At 62.9% G+C, this 16,999-nt stretch carries 22 protein-coding genes; 15 read left to right on the top strand and 7 right to left on the bottom strand.

The annotated features are described in order from the left end of the window. Positions 1 to 281: 281 nt before the first annotated feature. Positions 282 to 710 carry a cyclic nucleotide-binding/CBS domain-containing protein gene (locus tag ACERI1_RS11620; protein ID WP_373618327.1) on the bottom strand — a complete coding sequence of 143 codons (429 nt, stop codon included), beginning with the start codon at positions 708 to 710 and terminating at the stop codon, positions 282 to 284. 826 nt (positions 711 to 1,536) lie between these two features. Here ACERI1_RS11620 and ACERI1_RS11615 point away from each other — a divergent pair. The 5 genes from ACERI1_RS11615 (at position 1,537) to ACERI1_RS11595 (ending at position 6,006) form a co-directional block, all read left to right on the top strand. Beyond that, positions 1,537 to 2,031, top strand: coding sequence for a hypothetical protein (locus ACERI1_RS11615; protein ID WP_373618326.1), 495 nt, complete (start codon positions 1,537 to 1,539; stop codon positions 2,029 to 2,031). A 903-nt stretch (positions 2,032 to 2,934) separates the two neighbouring features. Beyond that, positions 2,935 to 3,402, top strand: coding sequence for a cupin domain-containing protein (locus ACERI1_RS11610; protein WP_373618325.1), 468 nt, complete (start codon positions 2,935 to 2,937; stop codon positions 3,400 to 3,402). Between the two features lie 274 nt (positions 3,403 to 3,676). After that, complete coding sequence (locus ACERI1_RS11605) at positions 3,677 to 3,955, top strand: amphi-Trp domain-containing protein (RefSeq protein WP_373618324.1); 279 nt, start codon at positions 3,677 to 3,679, stop codon at positions 3,953 to 3,955. A gap of 18 nt (positions 3,956 to 3,973) precedes the next feature. After that, positions 3,974 to 4,852, top strand: a complete 879-nt coding sequence (locus tag ACERI1_RS11600; RefSeq protein WP_373618323.1) for a universal stress protein — start codon at positions 3,974 to 3,976, stop codon at positions 4,850 to 4,852. Between the two features lie 77 nt (positions 4,853 to 4,929). After that, a complete protein-coding gene (locus tag ACERI1_RS11595; RefSeq protein ID WP_373618322.1) occupies positions 4,930 to 6,006 on the top strand; it encodes a WD40/YVTN/BNR-like repeat-containing protein in 1,077 nt (358 codons plus the stop codon). 139 nt (positions 6,007 to 6,145) lie between these two features. Here the strand turns inward: ACERI1_RS11595 and ACERI1_RS11590 are convergent, their stop codons facing one another. Further along, complete coding sequence (locus tag ACERI1_RS11590) at positions 6,146 to 6,454, bottom strand: hypothetical protein (RefSeq protein ID WP_373618321.1); 309 nt, start codon at positions 6,452 to 6,454, stop codon at positions 6,146 to 6,148. Positions 6,455 to 6,674: 220 nt separating this feature from the next. On the opposite strand from ACERI1_RS11590, the gene ACERI1_RS11585 reads away from it, so the two are divergent. The 7 genes from ACERI1_RS11585 to ACERI1_RS11555 all read left to right on the top strand — a co-directional run bounded on the left by ACERI1_RS11585 (position 6,675) and on the right by ACERI1_RS11555 (position 10,902). Continuing rightward, positions 6,675 to 6,989: a 30S ribosomal protein S24e gene (locus ACERI1_RS11585; protein WP_373618320.1), complete on the top strand. Its 315-nt coding sequence runs from the start codon at positions 6,675 to 6,677 to the stop codon at positions 6,987 to 6,989. A 1-nt stretch (position 6,990) separates the two neighbouring features. Then, positions 6,991 to 7,125: a 30S ribosomal protein S27ae gene (locus ACERI1_RS11580; RefSeq protein WP_373618319.1), complete on the top strand. Its 135-nt coding sequence runs from the start codon at positions 6,991 to 6,993 to the stop codon at positions 7,123 to 7,125. 71 nt (positions 7,126 to 7,196) lie between these two features. Then, complete coding sequence (locus ACERI1_RS11575; RefSeq protein WP_373618318.1) at positions 7,197 to 8,885, top strand: bifunctional N(6)-L-threonylcarbamoyladenine synthase/serine/threonine protein kinase; 1,689 nt, start codon at positions 7,197 to 7,199, stop codon at positions 8,883 to 8,885. Positions 8,886 to 8,977: 92 nt separating this feature from the next. Continuing rightward, on the top strand, positions 8,978 to 9,262 hold the full coding sequence (locus ACERI1_RS11570; protein ID WP_373618317.1) for a DUF5808 domain-containing protein: 285 nt from the start codon (positions 8,978 to 8,980) through the stop codon (positions 9,260 to 9,262). A gap of 113 nt (positions 9,263 to 9,375) precedes the next feature. Continuing rightward, complete coding sequence (locus ACERI1_RS11565) at positions 9,376 to 9,927, top strand: XTP/dITP diphosphatase (RefSeq protein ID WP_373618316.1); 552 nt, start codon at positions 9,376 to 9,378, stop codon at positions 9,925 to 9,927. Between the two features lie 65 nt (positions 9,928 to 9,992). Then, a complete protein-coding gene (locus tag ACERI1_RS11560) occupies positions 9,993 to 10,406 on the top strand; it encodes a universal stress protein (RefSeq protein ID WP_373618315.1) in 414 nt (137 codons plus the stop codon). A 76-nt stretch (positions 10,407 to 10,482) separates the two neighbouring features. After that, complete coding sequence (locus ACERI1_RS11555; RefSeq protein ID WP_373618314.1) at positions 10,483 to 10,902, top strand: universal stress protein; 420 nt, start codon at positions 10,483 to 10,485, stop codon at positions 10,900 to 10,902. Between the two features lie 56 nt (positions 10,903 to 10,958). Here ACERI1_RS11555 and ACERI1_RS11550 read toward each other — a convergent pair whose 3' ends face one another. Further along, on the bottom strand, positions 10,959 to 11,447 hold the full coding sequence (locus tag ACERI1_RS11550) for a universal stress protein (RefSeq protein WP_373618313.1): 489 nt from the start codon (positions 11,445 to 11,447) through the stop codon (positions 10,959 to 10,961). A gap of 132 nt (positions 11,448 to 11,579) precedes the next feature. On the opposite strand from ACERI1_RS11550, the gene ACERI1_RS11545 reads away from it, so the two are divergent. Continuing rightward, positions 11,580 to 12,227 carry a heme-binding protein gene (locus tag ACERI1_RS11545; RefSeq protein WP_373618312.1) on the top strand — a complete coding sequence of 216 codons (648 nt, stop codon included), beginning with the start codon at positions 11,580 to 11,582 and terminating at the stop codon, positions 12,225 to 12,227. A gap of 18 nt (positions 12,228 to 12,245) precedes the next feature. On the opposite strand, the gene ACERI1_RS11540 is transcribed toward ACERI1_RS11545, so the two are convergent. After that, positions 12,246 to 12,734, bottom strand: a complete 489-nt coding sequence (locus ACERI1_RS11540; RefSeq protein WP_373618311.1) for a DUF2267 domain-containing protein — start codon at positions 12,732 to 12,734, stop codon at positions 12,246 to 12,248. Positions 12,735 to 12,860: 126 nt separating this feature from the next. Between ACERI1_RS11540 and ACERI1_RS11535 the strand changes: the two genes are divergently transcribed. After that, positions 12,861 to 13,565, top strand: a complete 705-nt coding sequence (locus tag ACERI1_RS11535; RefSeq protein WP_373618310.1) for a DUF2270 domain-containing protein — start codon at positions 12,861 to 12,863, stop codon at positions 13,563 to 13,565. Positions 13,566 to 13,713: 148 nt separating this feature from the next. Further along, positions 13,714 to 14,601, top strand: a complete 888-nt coding sequence (locus tag ACERI1_RS11530) for a universal stress protein (RefSeq protein ID WP_373618309.1) — start codon at positions 13,714 to 13,716, stop codon at positions 14,599 to 14,601. Between the two features lie 94 nt (positions 14,602 to 14,695). Here ACERI1_RS11530 and ACERI1_RS11525 read toward each other — a convergent pair whose 3' ends face one another. The 3 genes from ACERI1_RS11525 to ACERI1_RS11515 all read right to left on the bottom strand — a co-directional run bounded on the left by ACERI1_RS11525 (position 14,696) and on the right by ACERI1_RS11515 (position 16,951). Then, complete coding sequence (locus tag ACERI1_RS11525) at positions 14,696 to 15,145, bottom strand: universal stress protein (RefSeq protein WP_373618308.1); 450 nt, start codon at positions 15,143 to 15,145, stop codon at positions 14,696 to 14,698. A gap of 107 nt (positions 15,146 to 15,252) precedes the next feature. Next, positions 15,253 to 16,389: a guanosine monophosphate reductase gene (locus ACERI1_RS11520; RefSeq protein ID WP_373618307.1), complete on the bottom strand. Its 1,137-nt coding sequence runs from the start codon at positions 16,387 to 16,389 to the stop codon at positions 15,253 to 15,255. Between the two features lie 88 nt (positions 16,390 to 16,477). Continuing rightward, entirely contained in the window at positions 16,478 to 16,951 is a 474-nt protein-coding gene (locus ACERI1_RS11515; RefSeq protein WP_373618306.1) for a hypothetical protein, read from the bottom strand. Positions 16,952 to 16,999: the final 48 nt, after the last annotated feature.

Raw genomic sequence — 16,999 nt, 5'->3', positions numbered from 1 at the left:
TGCCATTTCGAACTCTCCGCTCAGTCACATCGCCCTCGCGAAGGCGATCGTGAGGAGACTCCGGTCGTTGCTCAGATGGGACTCTCGAGCGAATGATGGCGGTCGGGAATATCATAGTCTCGTACTGGTGAGACCAATGTTTAAACAGATTCAGCACCAGTTGAAAACGTAGCAATGCCGATCTATCAGTTGGTACAAGTTGGTCGTACCGTGAATTCGGTGTCCGAGAAATCGGAGAGGGTTGGACGGACGAGCTCGAGTCACCAGTAAGTACAGGGATCTCACTGACTGGTCAGGTCGTTACGTCCACGGAGGATCGTGTTCTTGAGGCGAGGCAGATAGTGTGTGAGGTCAGTCGTTGTGAGGACGCCGACGAGGTCGCCATCGTCGGTGACCGGAAGTCGCCGAATCGAGTGCTCTTTCATCAGCGTGGCCGCGGTATGGATGTCCTCTGTGCTGTCGATCGTGACGAGTGGCGTACTCAGAAACGTAGCGACGCGAACGGATTCGATATCAGCCCCCGCTGCCACCTGTTGCATGATATCGGACTGAGTGACGATACCGCTGTACTCACCTGTCTCGGGATCGACCACGACTGCCGATCCAATATCCTGTTCCGCGAACAGTGTCGCCACATCACAGGCCGTCGTCTCCGGCGGAATCGTTCGAACTGACTGTGTCATCACATCACCGACGATCTGGTCAATCATACTACTCATACCTCCTGTAGAGGGTTAACTCTGCGGAGTAAGCATCTGTAGTTACGACATCTCTACGTCTTCGAGAACTGTCGAATCGTTGCTAAGAATACGAAGATCGCCGTCGCCACATGTACAAGTGCCATCCCTCCCGCTTCCAATAGGCCGGATTTCGCCGTCAGGGCCGAGCCGGACTGCGTGAGCGGTCCCACAATTCTCACATACGGCTGCTGCCCGCTGGTTCTCGCTGTCTTCGGTCATCTCTACTAAACCTATCGCGTGTGTCTGTGTTAACTGTTATCTAGGGGCGGAAAGAGCGAATGGAGAGCTGATCAGTACGCACGTACTTAGCGTGAACTCGGTGTCCGAGAAATCGGAGAGGGTCGGATAGGAGAGCGTGAACCAGCGGTAAGTACAGAGAGGCCAGTAAACAGATGAGAACGTAGGTGCTCTATTTCAGTTCTTTCGGAAGATCGTCTACACCCCACACCTGTAGTACTTGTCGAATATGGAAATCCTTCTCTGATGGATCATTGTTCTGTAACGCTTCTTCTAAGTGTTGTCTGCCTTCAGCACTCAGCTCCCCCATTTCGTTCTACGGTACCCCCACCAAAGGATTTAAAATATTTGATTACTTTTCGCATATGGACTATAGAGATTACCAATAATGAGATGAGAGTGATCTACTACAGCTCGTTCTGTTCGCACACGTCGTTACCGCGAGAGTTGTGTCCGTGAATACTCTACTTCTCGGACACAACGTTCGCGGTAACTACAGATGCGAACTGAACAGTCGGTTCCCTGAAAGCACTTATAGAGCGTGTTAGTAAGGGAGAATATGAAGCGACGAGTACTCCTTGGTGCTGTCACGACAGGAATAGCTGCAGTGGCTGGTTGTCTTTCCGATAGCGGCAGCGATAATCCTAATGACCACACAGAGAATGAGCCAACGAACGATGAGGAATATAATCAGCCAGCAGAGGATGATGAATATAATCAGCCAGCAGAGTATGATGAAGTGAAGAATTTCACAGTAGAAAACGACCTGAATGAGACGCTGAACGGGTCAGTAACGGTCATAGATAACGATGAGGACGCTACTCTATCTGAGACGAATATAACTATTCAAGCAGGAGAGCAGGTCCCTGATAGAATACCTACTGCTGATGAGAGCGGGAACTATACGGTGGAGGTAACGGTTGAAGGTCGAGGAACTGTAGCAAATGATTTCAATCTCAGAACGCCAGTTACTGAGCCTCACTTGTACATTAGCGAAAGCCGAGATGATGATGAACCATTCTCGGTGGGTGTAGATGGAGCTCCTGAGGTCTGACCTACACCAACCGTGAGCAATATCGAGTCTTTTCATTCTATACCTGTTACTGGCTAGCTGTGAATGCTCTCGAGAAAACTAACGCACTCTATCGTCATACCACTGATTCACGATCTCCTGTCCGACTCTACGATAATCTCGGACAGAGTCAGCCCGATCTCCCCCTCGAGCACCACCGAAAACATAGATTGCTGGCGATAGTTATCAGATATGCAGGCAGTCCGGACAGCATGAACCCCCAACAGCACGAGAACCGCGACGACATGCTGGTCGGACTCAGCCAGAACGAAGTAGACCAGTTCCTTGAGCCCACTTCCCCCACACTCGAGCAGCGTCGCACGCTGTGAACAGTGGATTCGACTCGATATCACTGTCGCTCTTGCGTGACTATCTGCGTCGAGAAACGCCGGCCAGAGGCCAGCGTCGGAGCCCCATCCGTATGCGGTGGTGTGTCAATCGGATTCGGGTGAGATCGGGTGCCGATGTGGCCAGTGGCGTCACGTCGGGCGATCCCAGGGGCTACGGCGAGGGTCCGTCTGCCTCACAATCGGACAGATACTGTCGAATCGAATCGTCGCCCCGCCATCTGGGGCTTCGAATCGGGCCGAAATAACGTTGTCGAATGCATGATACTTACCGGAACAACCATTAGTGATATCGGAAAATAATAGGATGCCTCCGGCCTTCCCCCCATCACCTCCCCCCCTCCGGAGGCAGTTTCTCTATCCCATCCGGTCACAGAGACAGCCGATCGACATCGTTTGTCTGCTCGAATCCGCAGTGATCGCCGCCGCAATCCCGGCCTACTGGACTCTCTGCGATCCGAGTTGCAGGGCGAAGCTACCATCCGCCATTGATTTCCGGCCACCAGTCTATTTACCGCCACCGTGTGACTGTGTCACTATGGAAACGGTTAGCCTCACCGACGTCGACCGATGGATGAGCCCAGCACGGAACAAACGCTCGCTCTCGAACGCACTCGGAGCCGAACACCTCGCAGTAAATCACTACATCCTCGAGCCGGGCGACACGTTCGGGTTCGGCTATCACCGCCACGCCGACCAGGAAGAGATCTTCTACGTGCTCGAGGGGACGGCAACGTTCGAGACGGAGGAGGGTGACGTGACCGTCGGCGCGGCGGAGGCGATCCGCTTTGCGCCCGGCGAATGGCAACTCGGTCGCAACGAGACTGACGACCGGGTCGTAGCGCTCGCACTTGGTGCACCCGCCGAGGCCGGTGAGACGGACATTCGTCGGCAGTGTCCCGACTGTGGCGAGCGCCAGCTGGTCCGTATCGAATCGACCGACGACCGCGACGCTCTCATGGCCATCTGTGAGGAATGCGGTGCGGAAACGGTGCGCCACTCCTGAGACGTCCGGACACCGGTCAGTACAGACAGGGTCCCGTCCTACCGACTGTCACCGCTGGTGTGGTGACAGCGTCTCGAGTGCGATCGATGGCTGTCCCGATTCGTCCGGTAGTATGTGCCTTCCGTTGCAACGTTGTGGCTGTGGAACGCGGTTTTCCAGCACGTGTCTCGACTATAGACGATCAGGACGTGAGAGTATATCACGACAAGACGATAGTTTGCTCCGATGAGAGCATCCCTGCGTGTTTATCTCGGTCCTCGATGTGTCGACGCACATGGGTGAACTCGAGACCGAGGAGCAGACGACCCGATCGGAGGTTGCAGCGCAGTTGCGCGAGGTGGCCGATCAACTCGACGGTGGCGGCGACGTGACCCTCGAGCTCGGTGGCACGACTGTCGTAATGACCCCGTCAGCGCCGATCACGTTCAAACTGGAAGGCGAGTCGGATTGGTCAGAGGGTGACACGGACGCAAAGCAGAGTCTGGAATTCGAACTCGTCTGGTGGCGTGAGGCACAGACCGCTGCCGACGCCGCACTGGAGATCCGCGAGTGACCACTGCCACCCCACACGATGTACTCTCAGATCCTGTTTCCGACTGACGGCAGCGAGGGGTCCGCGGTCGCGTTCGGCCACGTTCTCGAAATCGCCGACACCCACGGAGCGACAGTCCATGTCCTCCACGTGGCGGACACGACGCGAGATAGCGTCTTCCGACGGCAAGGCGAGGTCGTCGACACGCTCGAGCAGGAAGGTGAAACGATCGTTCGCGATGCTAGCGACCGCGCACGACAGCGTGGGATCGAGACGGTCACCGAGGTCCGACAGGGCGAACCCTACAGCACGGTCGCCGACTACGCGGCGTCACACGACATCGATCTCACCGTCATGCCAACCCACGGGCGACAGGGACTCAAGCGATTCCTCCTCGGCAGTACGACCGAGCGCGTTATCAGGCAGGCCGAGACGCCCGTGTTGACGCTTCGACCGGATACAGACACGATCGACTACCCGTACCGGAACGTACTCGTTCCGACGGACGGCAGCGAAAGCGCACAGGATGCACTCGCGATCGGGGTCGACATCGCGTCCACCGAGGGGGCAGCGCTGCATCTCCTGTCGGTCGTCGCGACCACGACGCTTGGCGTCGATATCCAAAACGAGATCCAGCAGACAATGCTCGAAGAGAGCGCGACACAGATCATAGAGGACGCATCGGCGTTTGCGACCGACGCCGGTGTCGAGCCGACCGCCGAAGCGATCGAGTTCGGCCCGTCGACCCCCCAGACGATCCGGACGTACATCGACGACCACGACATCGACCTCGTCGTCGTCGGCACACACGGTCGCACTGGCTTCGATCGGTACCTGCTTGGCAGTGTCACTGAACACCTCGTCCGAACGTCGCCGGCGCCGGTGCTGACGGTTCGCGGGGAGCGTACCGAGACGTAACGGTGGTCCCCGATCGTCGACCCGTGTCACCGTGGGACGGGACACGACTCATGTGTCCTGCTCCCGTTCGAACGATTATGATAACCGTACTCGTGGCAGTTCGAGATCGGCTGCTCGTCTGTACGAGCGATGGACTCGAGCCGGACGGCTGGACGGCCACGTCGCGACTCGAGGACCGTGATCTCGAGTGTGTCGGTGCCCACTCGAGCGCGCCCGATCGGGTGTTCGTCGGCACCCGGAACGGACTGATCCGTACCGTCGACGGCGGGCAGTCGTTCGACCGCCGCGAGACGCAGTTCGTGGCCGCGGACACAGCGAACGGACGGGCGATTGCGCGGACCGACGCAGCAGCGACCGCCCGCGAGGGCGACCGCGTGATGGCCGTGACGGTCAGCCCACACGACCCGGACGTGGTCTACGCCGGCACCGAGCCAAGCCGACTCTACCGCTCGCGCGACGGCGGCGACTCCTGGACGCACCTCGAGGGACTGGCTGCGCTCCCCTCGGCAGACGAGTGGTCGTTCCCGCCGCGGCCACAAACCCACCACGTCCGCACGATCGCGGTCGATCCGTTCGATCCCGACCGGCTCGCCGTGGGGATCGAGGCTGGCGCACTCGTTATCACGTCCGACGGCGGCGAGACGTGGCACGACCGACCGCCGGGCTCGCGCCGGGACAATCACACCCTCGTGGCCCATCCCGACCGCAAGGGACGGCTCTATGCTGCGGCTGGCGATGGCTACGCCGAGAGCGACGACGGCGGCGACACGTGGCACCACCCACAGGACGGTCTCGCACACCGATATTGCTGGTCGGTCGTCCCCGATCCCGGTGATCCGAGCCGCGTCATGATCTCGAGTGCACGCGGTGCGAGGACGGGACACACCCCGAGCAGAGCAAACTCGTTCGTCTACCGGCGCACGGGTGAGGGAGAGTCGTGGGAACGGCTCGAGGGACGTGGTATGCCGACTGGCGAGGGCGTCGTCCGCACGGTGCTCGCGACGGTCGGCGAACCGGGCGTAGTCGTCGCGGTCAACAACCGCGGGCTGTTTCTGACGCGGGACTTCGGCGACTCGTGGACACGAATCGACGTCGACTGGCCGACGGGCCTGGAGGGACGGACGCCCCGCGGACTCGTCGTGCTACCGAAGTAATCGGCTCGTCAATCGCTGAGACGGTCTGCTGTAAGTCATCTCCGTTGCAACTGCGACCGTTCTGCGGTTGCACCGGTAACTCGTTACAGCAGCCGTATGACACGTCCTGCCACCGCAGCAAGTCGCCGCGATCGCGATCTCAAAGAGCCGCTACGAGGGCGCTCTGACCGAGCGTGACGGTAAACCAGAGTACGAGTGCGATCACGGCGAGGACGAACAGGGCTGCGGTCTGTTTCACTGTCGACAGCTCCGACCACTGTTGTGCACCGAGTGCGTTCGTAAGCGGCGGTTCGAACGCCGCGCCGAGAAAGCCGATTCCCAAGCCAGTCGCCAGTGCGGAGAGCCGTGTCATCAATCCCAAGTTCGGTTGTCCGATCGCCGATCCGACGACGACGAGAACGATACCGAGTACGAGCCGTTGTGTGGCGGAAACGTCTGAGACATCCATATTGATAGCTGACACATATGGATTATAAAAATTATGTTTAGACGTAAAATCGAACGTAAGTGTCGGGAATCGTGTTTCAGATCCTGACCGATGGCTGGGGACGAGACGGTGGCTTTCGCTTCCGACTCGTTGGAATCCGAACGCGGGCTCGAGACGCCGGTGGGTGGTTCGAAATCCTTTTAGGCGCTACACGGGGATAGTAGAGTAACTGAGTGATATCATGGACGTCGACATCATCTCCGAAGAGGAGAACCCCATGTTGCATCGAACCGACGTGACCTTCGAACTGTCCCACGAGGACGCCACGCCCGAGCGGCTGCAGGTCCGAGACAGCCTCGCCGCGAAGCTGAACAAGGACGCCGACGAGGTCGTCATCCGCAAGCTCGACACCAAGTTCGGGATGCGCACGACCGTCGGCGAGGCGAAGGTCTACGACACCGCCGACTACGCCCGTGACGTCGAGCAAGACCACATGCTCGAGCGCAACAAGATCGGCGCCGAAGAAGACGCCGACGCTGAAGCGGAGGAGGCCTAAGATGGCGCACTACGATCTCTACAACGACGACGGCACCACCAGCGGCGAACTCTGCCCGCGCTGTGGCGACGTCTTCCTCGCCGACCACGGCGACCGCAAACACTGCGGGAAGTGCGGCTACACCGAGTGGGAATAACCCCGAACTGATGGCCGACGTGCCACGGACTGGACTGGCACGTCGACGCTGCTATTACCCGTTTTTCATCCGTGAGTAACTCCATCCGTATCCTCGGGATCGAAGGCACCGCCTGGGCCGCCAGCGCGGCACTGTTCGACGCCGAGGCCGACGAGGTCGTCATCGAAACCGACGCCTATCAGCCCGACAGCGGCGGCATTCACCCCCGCGAGGCGTCCGAACATATGCACGACGCCATCCCGGAGGTCGTCGAGCGGATCCTCGAGCACGCCCGCGAGACTCACGACGGCCCGGCATCGGAGCCGCCGGTCGACGTCGACGAGCGGAGCTCGTCGGGCCAACAGGCTGCGCCTGTTGACGCCGTCGCCTTCTCCCGTGGCCCCGGCCTCGGCCCCTGTCTGCGCGTCGTCGGCACCGCCGCCCGGACGCTGAGTCAAGCCCTCGAGGTGCCCCTGGTCGGCGTCAACCACATGGTCGCTCACCTCGAGATTGGCCGCCACACCTCGGGATTCGACTCGCCGGTCTGTCTCAACGCAAGCGGGGCGAACGCACACCTGTTGGCATACCGCAACGGTCGCTATCGCGTCCTCGGGGAGACGATGGACACCGGTGTCGGGAACTCGATCGACAAGTTCACCCGTCACGTCGGCTGGTCCCACCCCGGCGGGCCGAAGGTCGAAGAAGCGGCCAAAGACGGCGAGTACGTCGACCTCCCCTACGTCGTCAAGGGGATGGACTTTTCGTTTTCGGGGATCATGAGCGCTGCCAAGCAGCGATACGACGACGGCGTCCCGGTCGAGGACGTCTGTTACTCCTTACAGGAGAACATCTTCGGCATGCTGACCGAAGTCGCCGAACGTGCCCTGTCGCTGACCGGCAGCGACGAACTCGTCCTCGGTGGTGGCGTCGGGCGAAACGCCCGCCTGCGCGAGATGCTCGCCGAGATGTGTGCCCAGCGCGGAGCCGACTTCCACGCGCCCGAACCGCGATTCCTGGGTGACAACGCCGGGATGATCGCCGTGCTCGGGGCGAAAATGTACGCCGCGGGCGATACGCTGGCGCTCGAGGAGTCACGTGTCGACCCCAATTTCAGACCCGATCAGGTGCCGGTGACGTGGCGGACCAACGAACCCGAACTCGCAGTCGGTCGTGGTGACGGGACGGAAGGTGACCACCAGGTCCGCGGGGCCGAAGCACTGGTCGACATCGCGCCCGAGACCGGTCGCGTCACGAAGCGTCGTCGAGCCAAGACCTACCGCCACCCTGCCCTCGACGACCGGCTCCGCACGGAGCGAACGACCCTCGAGGCCCGCCTAACCAGCCTGGCTCGCCGCGAGGGCGTCCCGACGCCGGTGCTGTCGGACGTCGATCGGACCGAGGCGCGACTCGAACTCGAGTACGTCGGCGACCGCGACCTGCAGGCCGCGCTGTCGCCCGACCGGGTCCGCGATGTCGGTCGCCACCTCGCACGGCTCCACCGGGCGGGATTCGTCCACGGCGATCCGACGACGCGGAACGTCCGTGTCGACGGCGATCGAACCTACCTCATCGATTTCGGCCTCGGCTATCACACCGACCACGTCGAGGACTACGCGATGGATCTGCACGTCTTCGATCAGAGCCTCGTCGGCACCGCCGCCGACCCCGAGCCGCTCCGCGAGGCGGCCCGCGAGGGGTATCGCGAGGTCGGCGAGGAACGGGTGCTCGAGCGCCTCCACGATGTCGAGGGGCGTGGGCGGTATCAGTCGGACGCACAGTAGGGCGAGTTCGATCGGTCGCAGCCGCAGTTGGCGACTCGCAGCGCTCGTCGTAGCACACAATATCTTTATCGGGGGACGACGTATCACCGGCCATGGCAGACAAGCCGACTTCCGGTGAGATTCTTGGGATCCCGTATAACTTCGAACGACCGAGCATCGGCCGCATGCTTTCGGCGTACTGGCAGCCCGGCGAAGGCATGCTCGTCGAGAAACCTTTTGGCGTCGGCTACACGCTCAATCTCGCCAACTGGCGCTCGTGGCTCGTCGTCCTCGTCGCCGGCGGCCTCCTCTGGCAACAGGAGCAAGGCTCGAGCGACGACAGTGAGGACCGAGCGGACGAGCCCGTCGAAGTCATCGTCGACGAGACCGACGACTGAGCGCGGGACTGTTTTTTCTCGCGACCGCGTTTGCGACTCGCCACACAGCGGACCGTATGAGGAGCCGCCGCGCAACCGATGACGCTTTCCCGCCGACGCACCGTCGCTCGCATATGACCATTCAATTTGTCACCGGCAACGAGGGGAAAGTCCGCGAGGCACGCAAGTATCTCGAGGGACTCGAGCCCGTCGAACAGATCGAGTACGACTACACCGAGATCCAAAGCGACTCGCTCGCAGAGATCGCAGCCCACGGAGCCCGCGAGGCGTTCGAGGAGCTGGGACGCGACGAGCCGGTGCTGGTCGACGACGCCGGCCTGTTCGTCGACGCGCTGGGTGGCTTCCCGGGGCCGTACTCGGCGTATGTTGAGGACACCGTCGGCGTCGAGCGGCTGTGGCGGCTTGCGAAGACTGAGGACAACCGCCGTGCGAAGTTCCGGACCGTCCTCGCGTACGCGGACGACACCGGGACGGAGACGTTTTCGGGCTCGGTCGCCGGCACGCTCGTTGCTCCCCGCGGCGAGGGCGGGTTCGGCTACGATCCGATCTTCGAGTACAACGGACAGACGATGGCCGAGATGAGCACCGAGGAGAAGAACGCGATTTCCCACCGCGGGCGCGCGCTCGCGGCGTTTGCGGAGTGGTACGCCGACCGCGAGGCGTGAGCGATCCGCTTTCGTGGCCCTGAAACCTATAAGCGTCAGTCGGTGGTGGGACGAGACGCGCCGGCATGTACGATACGATTCTCGTTCCGACCGACGGCAGCGATGCGGCGAACCGGGCGACCGAACACGCAGTGAGTCTCGCTCGCACATTCGACGCTGACCTGTACGGCCTCTACGTTGTTGATACGCAGCGATACGGCAAGCGGACACTCGGAACCGAAGACGTCCTCGAGGAACTCGAGGAACGCGGCCATGAAGTTCTCGCGGAACTCGAAGAGCGGGCCGACGCAGACCAGGTGCAGGCCACGACCGAGGTCGTCGACGGTCGCCCGTCGTCGGAGATCATTGCGTACGCGGACGAGATCGATGCCGACCTGATCGTCCTCGGCAACCGCGGACTCGGTGGGATCGGGGGGATGATCGGGAGCAACGCCGAACGCGTCGTTCGGTACGGGGACCGCCCGGTCATTACGGCCTGACACTCAGGCGCGAAAATGTATCACGCGACGGCGTGTGAGCTATTTCTCCCGGTTTCGCGTGGACCGTACTGCGACGATGTACGATACGATCCTCGTTCCAACCGACGGCAGCGACCCGGCAAACCGCGCCGTCGAACACGCACTGGCGCTGGCCAAACAGTACGATTCGAACGTCGACGCCCTCTATTGCGTCGAGACCTACCGCTACGGCGAACCCGCACTCAGCAGCGCCGAAATCGTGCTCAACGATCTCGAGGACCGCGGCCAGGCACTGCTCGATGATCTCGCCGCTCGCGCCGACAACGACGGAATCGAGGCCTCGACGTGTCTCTGCCACGGTCGTCCCTGGGAGGAGATCCGCTCGCGGGCCGACGCCGTCGACGCGGACCTCATCGTGATCGGCTATCAGGGCCAGAGCCACGAGCGTGGCGGCAAGATCGGAAGCACCGCTGAACGCGTCGTCCGATCGGCAGACCGACCGGTGTTGACTGCCTGATGAGACTCGCATATTGCGCCAGGGTCTGTCCTGCCCCACTCGAGTCTCGAGCGATGTTACGCCGAGTCGGGGTAGAACTCCGGGTGTGGCTTGAGGCCCGCGAGTCGTGGCGGCGACGTCTGGCGGACGATGTGGACGTCGTAGGTGTCGTCTGCGGCGACGTGGACGCCGACGCTCGTCAGCGGCGTCACGACACGACCGACGTTGTCGCTGCCGAGGAAGACGACCGTCGGATCGAACTGCTGGGCCAACTGCTCGATCCGACCTGCCAGCCGTTGCTCGGGTGGGAACTCGCGGATCCGTTCGTACTCGAACGTGGCGTCAGGTGCGATCGATTCGACCTGCTCGCGAAGGGTCTCGATGACCGCGTCGACGTCGAACGCCTCGTCGGGACCGATCCAATCCTTCTCGCGTGCGTAGCCTTTCCGTTCCGGGACGACGCTGATGGCCGCGACCGGCTCCTCGAGGGCACGACCGTACTCGACGGCCCGTGCAAGCGCTGCTTCGGCCAGTTCTGACCCGTCGAACGGGACGACGAACGTCATACGGACAGCAATGGCGGGGACGATAGTAACGTTGTGGGCCTGTGACCACCTCTCGAGGGCAGCCGTTTCCGAGCATGGCCTGAGAACGGTCACCAGTACTATCAGTGTGCGAATCGTGGTTTTTGCCAGTTCATGCGATCGATACGGCGGCTCTTGCTCGCGCTCGGTGGCTTGCTCGCCGCGTGGATCGGGTGGGGTGTCTACGTCAGCCGAACGACCGAACGCGTCCCCGCGGAGGCGCTGGAGCGATTCGACGGCGTCGAAATTCGGCGGTATCCGCGGTCGGTGCTGGTCGAAACGACGGCGCCGAACAATCGAACGGCGTTCCGACGACTCTTTCGCTACATTTCGGGTGCGAACGCACGAGATGAAGACGTTGCGATGACCACGCCGGTGGCGACCCAGCGCGAGTCGATTTCGATGACCGCACCTGTCCGAACCGACGCCGACACCGGTGACGTGACGATGGCGTTCTACCTCCCTGCGACGTACACACCCGAGACTGCGCCGGTCCCGACCGATCCGACCGTTCGACTCGTGGTCGAACCCGAGCGCACGGTCGCTGTCCGGCGCTTCTCGTGGTATGCGACGACCGCCCGCGTCGACCGCCAGCGCGAGCGTCTGCTCGAGGCGCTTTCACGACGGGGAATCGAAACACGTGGCCAGCCAGTGGTGCTCCAGTACAACGATCCGTGGACGCCGCCGTTCATGCGGACCAACGAAGTCGAAGTCCGGATCGAGGAGTCCGGCGACTGGGCCCGATCTAACGGCGGACGCTGACCGGAGATCGCGTTCGGCTCAGCCGTCCGGCTCGTCTGCGCCGGTCGTCTCCGGTTCTGGCTGTGGCCCGCCACCGGTCTGGGCTTCCTCGGCCTCGCCCCAGCCGCCGGCGTCGACCACCTCGAACAGCTTGCCCCAGTTCTCGTCGTCCTGTGCTTCGGGGAGCTGATTCCGGAGTTGCTCGAAATCGGACGGCGCCACTTGTGTCTCGACGAGATCGATGATCACACGGGCATGGTAGGCCGCACTTGACGGATCGGTCTCCTCGATCTCGCTGACTCGCGAGACGAACTCGCTCCAGTCGAAGCGCTGGCCGTGATCGCTGACGGCACCGGTCAGGTACCAGCGGATCTCCATCGGGAGCGACCCCGCGAGATCCTCGGCTGCGCCGGCTGGGATCCGCTGACCCAGCGTCATGAGCGTCGCGCGAATCGCTCGCACGGTTTCGCCGGTGCCCGGTAGTTCGAGTCGGTGCTGGATCTGGCCGGTAAACTCGTCGAAGTTCATCCTCGTTCGCGTCAGACCACGATCACGGGCATAAACCCCCGTTCACACGCAGTGACCTGATTCTGCGAGTCGCTCGCGACGAAATCCCCGGTCTCTTTCGCCATCGCCTGAGTACGGTCTCCCACGATGGACAGTGAGTCGAAAGACGATGCCGATACGAACGACGCCGAGCACCGCGATATCGGACGCGGCCTGCTGGAAGCGGAGATGGGGCCGAGCTCGAGTCTGGCCCACCTCTACCGGGGTGAGATCCACCGGATGAAGTTCTGGCGCGAGCGACTCGATCAGACGACCTACTGGGCGATCGTCATCATGAGCGCCATCCTGACGTGGACGTTCTCGAGCCGGAACAACCCCCACTACGTCCTCCTGCTGGGGGTCGCGGCGCTGACCGCGTTCCTGATCATCGAGGCACGTCGCTTCCGCGGCTACGATATCTGGCGCGGGCGCGTCCGAACGCTCCAGAAGAACGTCTTCGCGTACGGCCTCGATCCCTCGGCGGGTCTCGAGGATCCGGAGTGGCGCGAGAAGTTGAGCCGGGACTACAGACAGCCGGTCATCAAGATTTCCCTCGAGGAAGCGATCGCTCACCGCTTGCGCCGGATCTATCTGGTGTTGTTCACGATCACGCTGAGCGCGTGGGTCGTCCGCATCGCGGCGTTTGATATGCGGCCGTGGCCCGAAAGCGCTGCAGTCGGCGACATTCCGGGGCTGGCGGTCACCGCGGCGGTTGCCGTGTTCTATCTGCTCGCGGTGTTCATTGGGCTGCGCAATCGGACGTGGCAAAGCGAGGACGAGCTCCGTACGGAGGCAGTCGGGCAGGACCGCTGAGTGATGTGGTCACTCATACGGTTTGCTGTACCGATTCACCGGTGCAACCGAAGGGCGGTCGCGGTTGCACCGGCACTGACTGACAGTCGTCCGTATGACTGCAGACTGACAGTATACTGAAGGAGCCGTCCGTCGAAGGACGAACCAGATGTACGACCGTATCCTGATCCCCATCGACGGCAGCGACGAGGCTACACGGGCCGCACGTCGCGGCCTCGATTTCGCACGACGGGTCGACGCAGCCGTCGAAGTCCTCCACGTCATCGATCGGCGCTCGAGCACTCGGACGACAGACGAGCAGGCAGCACTCTGGGAGCACGGCGAAGAAGTCGTCGCTGAAATCGAGTCCCTCGCCGCGGACCTCGAGTTCGATCGGCCCGTGACGACGACGGTGACCGACGGCACGCCCGCGGCACGGATCGCCAGACACGCGGCCGATTGTGATGCAGGACTGATCGTCATCGGGCGACAGGGGATCGCGGGACTGGGCAAACGGCTCCTCGGCGGTGTCACGGAAGGGGTCCTCCACCGGAGTGACGTGCCCGTCCTCGTCGTTCCGAAAGGCGACCAGCCGACCGGCGACTCGTTCGACTACGATCGACTGCTCGTCCCGACCGACGGAAGCGACAACGCCACCCGTGCTGGCCCCCACGCGAACGCCGTCGCGCGGCAGTACGGCTCGACCGTCCACGTCGTATCCGTCATCGACCTCCAGTCCGCCGGTGGAGCGTTCAGTGCGGGCGGCCTCGAGGAATCGTTCGTCGACCGCCTCGAGGACGAAGGCGAGGACATCGTCGCCGACCTCGCGACCGAGATCGACGCGGCGGGCAACATTGACGTCGAGACCGTCGTTACCAAGACGTCACTCGATGGCATCGCCGCCGAAATCAGCGAGTACATCGGAACCCACGACATCGATCTCGTCGTCATGGGATCGCACGGTCGGTCGAACCTCCGGCGGCAACTGCTCGGAAGCGTCTCCAGAACTGTGCTCCGGTCGGTCGACGTGCCGGTGCTGGTCGTGACGCGGTCCTGATGCGGTCTGCTGTCACGAGTGCCGGGGGAATGCGGCCCGCCCTGTGCTCCCGATCCCACTGGCACTGTGACGAACAGGTGTCCGTCTGAGCCACTTACGACTCGGCTGGCTTCTCGTCGCGAACGACCGTCACCGTCCCGGGTGCGCGCCGGACGACCCGTTCGGCGACGCTGCCGAGCAGGAACCGCGAGAGGCCACGCCGCCCGTGGCTCCCGAGGACAACCTGATCGATGTCGTGGTCCTCCGCATAGGAGACGATCGTATCGGAGACGATCCCGATCTCGGTCGCCGTCGTGATCTCGGTATCGTACTCGCTGGCGATCTCCTCGGCCTTCTCGAGGACCGCTTCGGACGCTTCCTTCGATCGTTCGAAGGCGTCGTCCGCATAGAAGACCCCGTCGACACCCGCGGAGCCGGCCCATTCGCGAGGATCGTTGACGTGAAGGACGCGAATCTCCGCGTCGTCGGCACTCGAGAGCGCGTGGCGTAATGCGGCGGTCGCCTGTGGCGATTCGTCGAACGCGACCAGTATAGTGGCTGTCATACGTTCGCTGTCGACCGCCAGCGGGAAATCGCTTGAGGATTCCGTCCCGTGGTGTGCGAAGGCCGCATGGCAACGCGCTCGGTGCTCTCGACCGCCACCAGCCACTCTCAATCGTCTTCGGCTGATGTGTCCGCCATTGCTGACTGCTCGGGGTCGACGTCGGTTCCCGTGCCGTCGACGGCCTGACTCGTACTGTCGACGCTGACACCCTCCCAGTCGTGATCCGTGTGATATCCCTCTCGTGCTTTCGCACTCGGGGCGACGCGGATGAACTCTGCCTTCTCGCGGGCCGCAGGGATCGTCGCCCCGCCACAGTAGGAGAGCCCCGACTGAATGCCCGCACGAAACTCCGTGACGACGTCCTCGAGTGTCCCCTTGTACGGCGTCAGCGCTTCGACGCCCTCGTCGGCGCGAACGTCGACGTCTTTGTCGTCGCGCTTTTCGGCGGCGATGGTTGTCGCCATCCCCCGCGAGCGCTTGTACCGCGTGCCGTCGACCTCGACGACCGTGCCGGGAGATTCCTCGGTGCCGGCGAGGAGACTGCCGACCATGACGGTGTCGGCTCCCGCCATCAGCGCCTTCACCGCGTCGCCGGAGGTCCGAATGCCGCCGTCGGCACAGATCGTCACGCCGAGGTCCTCGGCTGCGTCCGCACAGTCGTCGACGGCAGTCAGCTGTGGAACGCCCGCGCCGGCGACTTTCCGGGTGGTACAGTGCGAACCCGGCCCGATGCCGACTTTCACGCAGTCGGCTCCCGCCGCCGCGAGGTCTTCGACACCCGCGGGCGTTGCGACGTTGCCGGCGACGAGATCGGTTTCCGGAAACGCCGACCGGAGCCGTTCGACGGCCTCGAGCGCGCCCTCGAGGTGACCGTGAGCCACGTCGACGACGAGTGCGTCGACGCCGACCGCGACCAGCGCATCGGCTCGGGCGACGTAGTCCTCGTTGATCCCCACAGCAGCGGCGACGCGTTCGCCAGCGTCGACCACCTGCTCGACCTGACTTGCCTGTTCGTCCGGCGTGAGAAATCGGTGGAGCACGCCGAGCCCGCCGGCACGCGAGAGCGCGATCGCTAGCTCGGCTTCCGTGACGGTGTCCATCGCAGCAGCAATCAGCGGTGTCTCGAGTTCGATACCTGGCGTAAACCGTGCCGAGAGATCCACGTCGCGCCGACTCTCGACTGGCGAGCGCTTCGGGACGAGAAGTACGTCACCGTAACTCAACCCGGTGCGAAGATCGTTCATGACCCCCTCCCGCTTAGGGACCCCTCCGGATAAGGGTCTCGCCGGTTTCTCAGGGCATGGGACCGCCGCTTTCCGTCCAAAACTGCGACTACGCTCGCGGATCCCGATCGGGGCCCGGATACGCGCCGCCTTCGACGACGTCGTAGAGACTTTCGGGATCGAAGAGTTGTGCGAACGCGTCCGGCGGCCGGATGCTGACAGAGACACGGGGCTGGAGAGTGAGGCCGGCTTTCGCCGAGCGAAGCCGCTCGTCGTACGAGAGGAGATGCGCCGCGTTGCCCTGATAGGCCGACGCAAGCGCGGGGTGATCGCCTTCGGGCTGATCGACCGCAACGCGTTCGGCCTCGAGCCGTTCCCGGTGATCGGCTGCGAGGTCGGCGTCGGCCAGCCGCGTCACGAGCCGTTCGGTCTGCTCGAGAAGCGGCTCGCTCACGACCAACTCGACCCACGAATGGCGGCGAACGTGATCCAGCGCCTCGCGGGCGTCACCGCCGACGAGCAGATCCGCCGCGAGCACGTCGGCGTCCGCGACGACGCGGGCCGGGTTCGGCTGCTCAGGCATCCTCGTCCTCCCGCAGTGTCGCGAGTTCAGCTCGCACGGCCTCGAGGT

The sequence above is a fragment of the Natrinema sp. HArc-T2 genome (assembly GCF_041821085.1).
Classification (GTDB): domain Archaea; phylum Halobacteriota; class Halobacteria; order Halobacteriales; family Natrialbaceae; genus Natrinema.
Note: the sequence above shows the minus strand (reverse complement) of the source record. Positions and strands in the feature narration are given on the sequence as shown.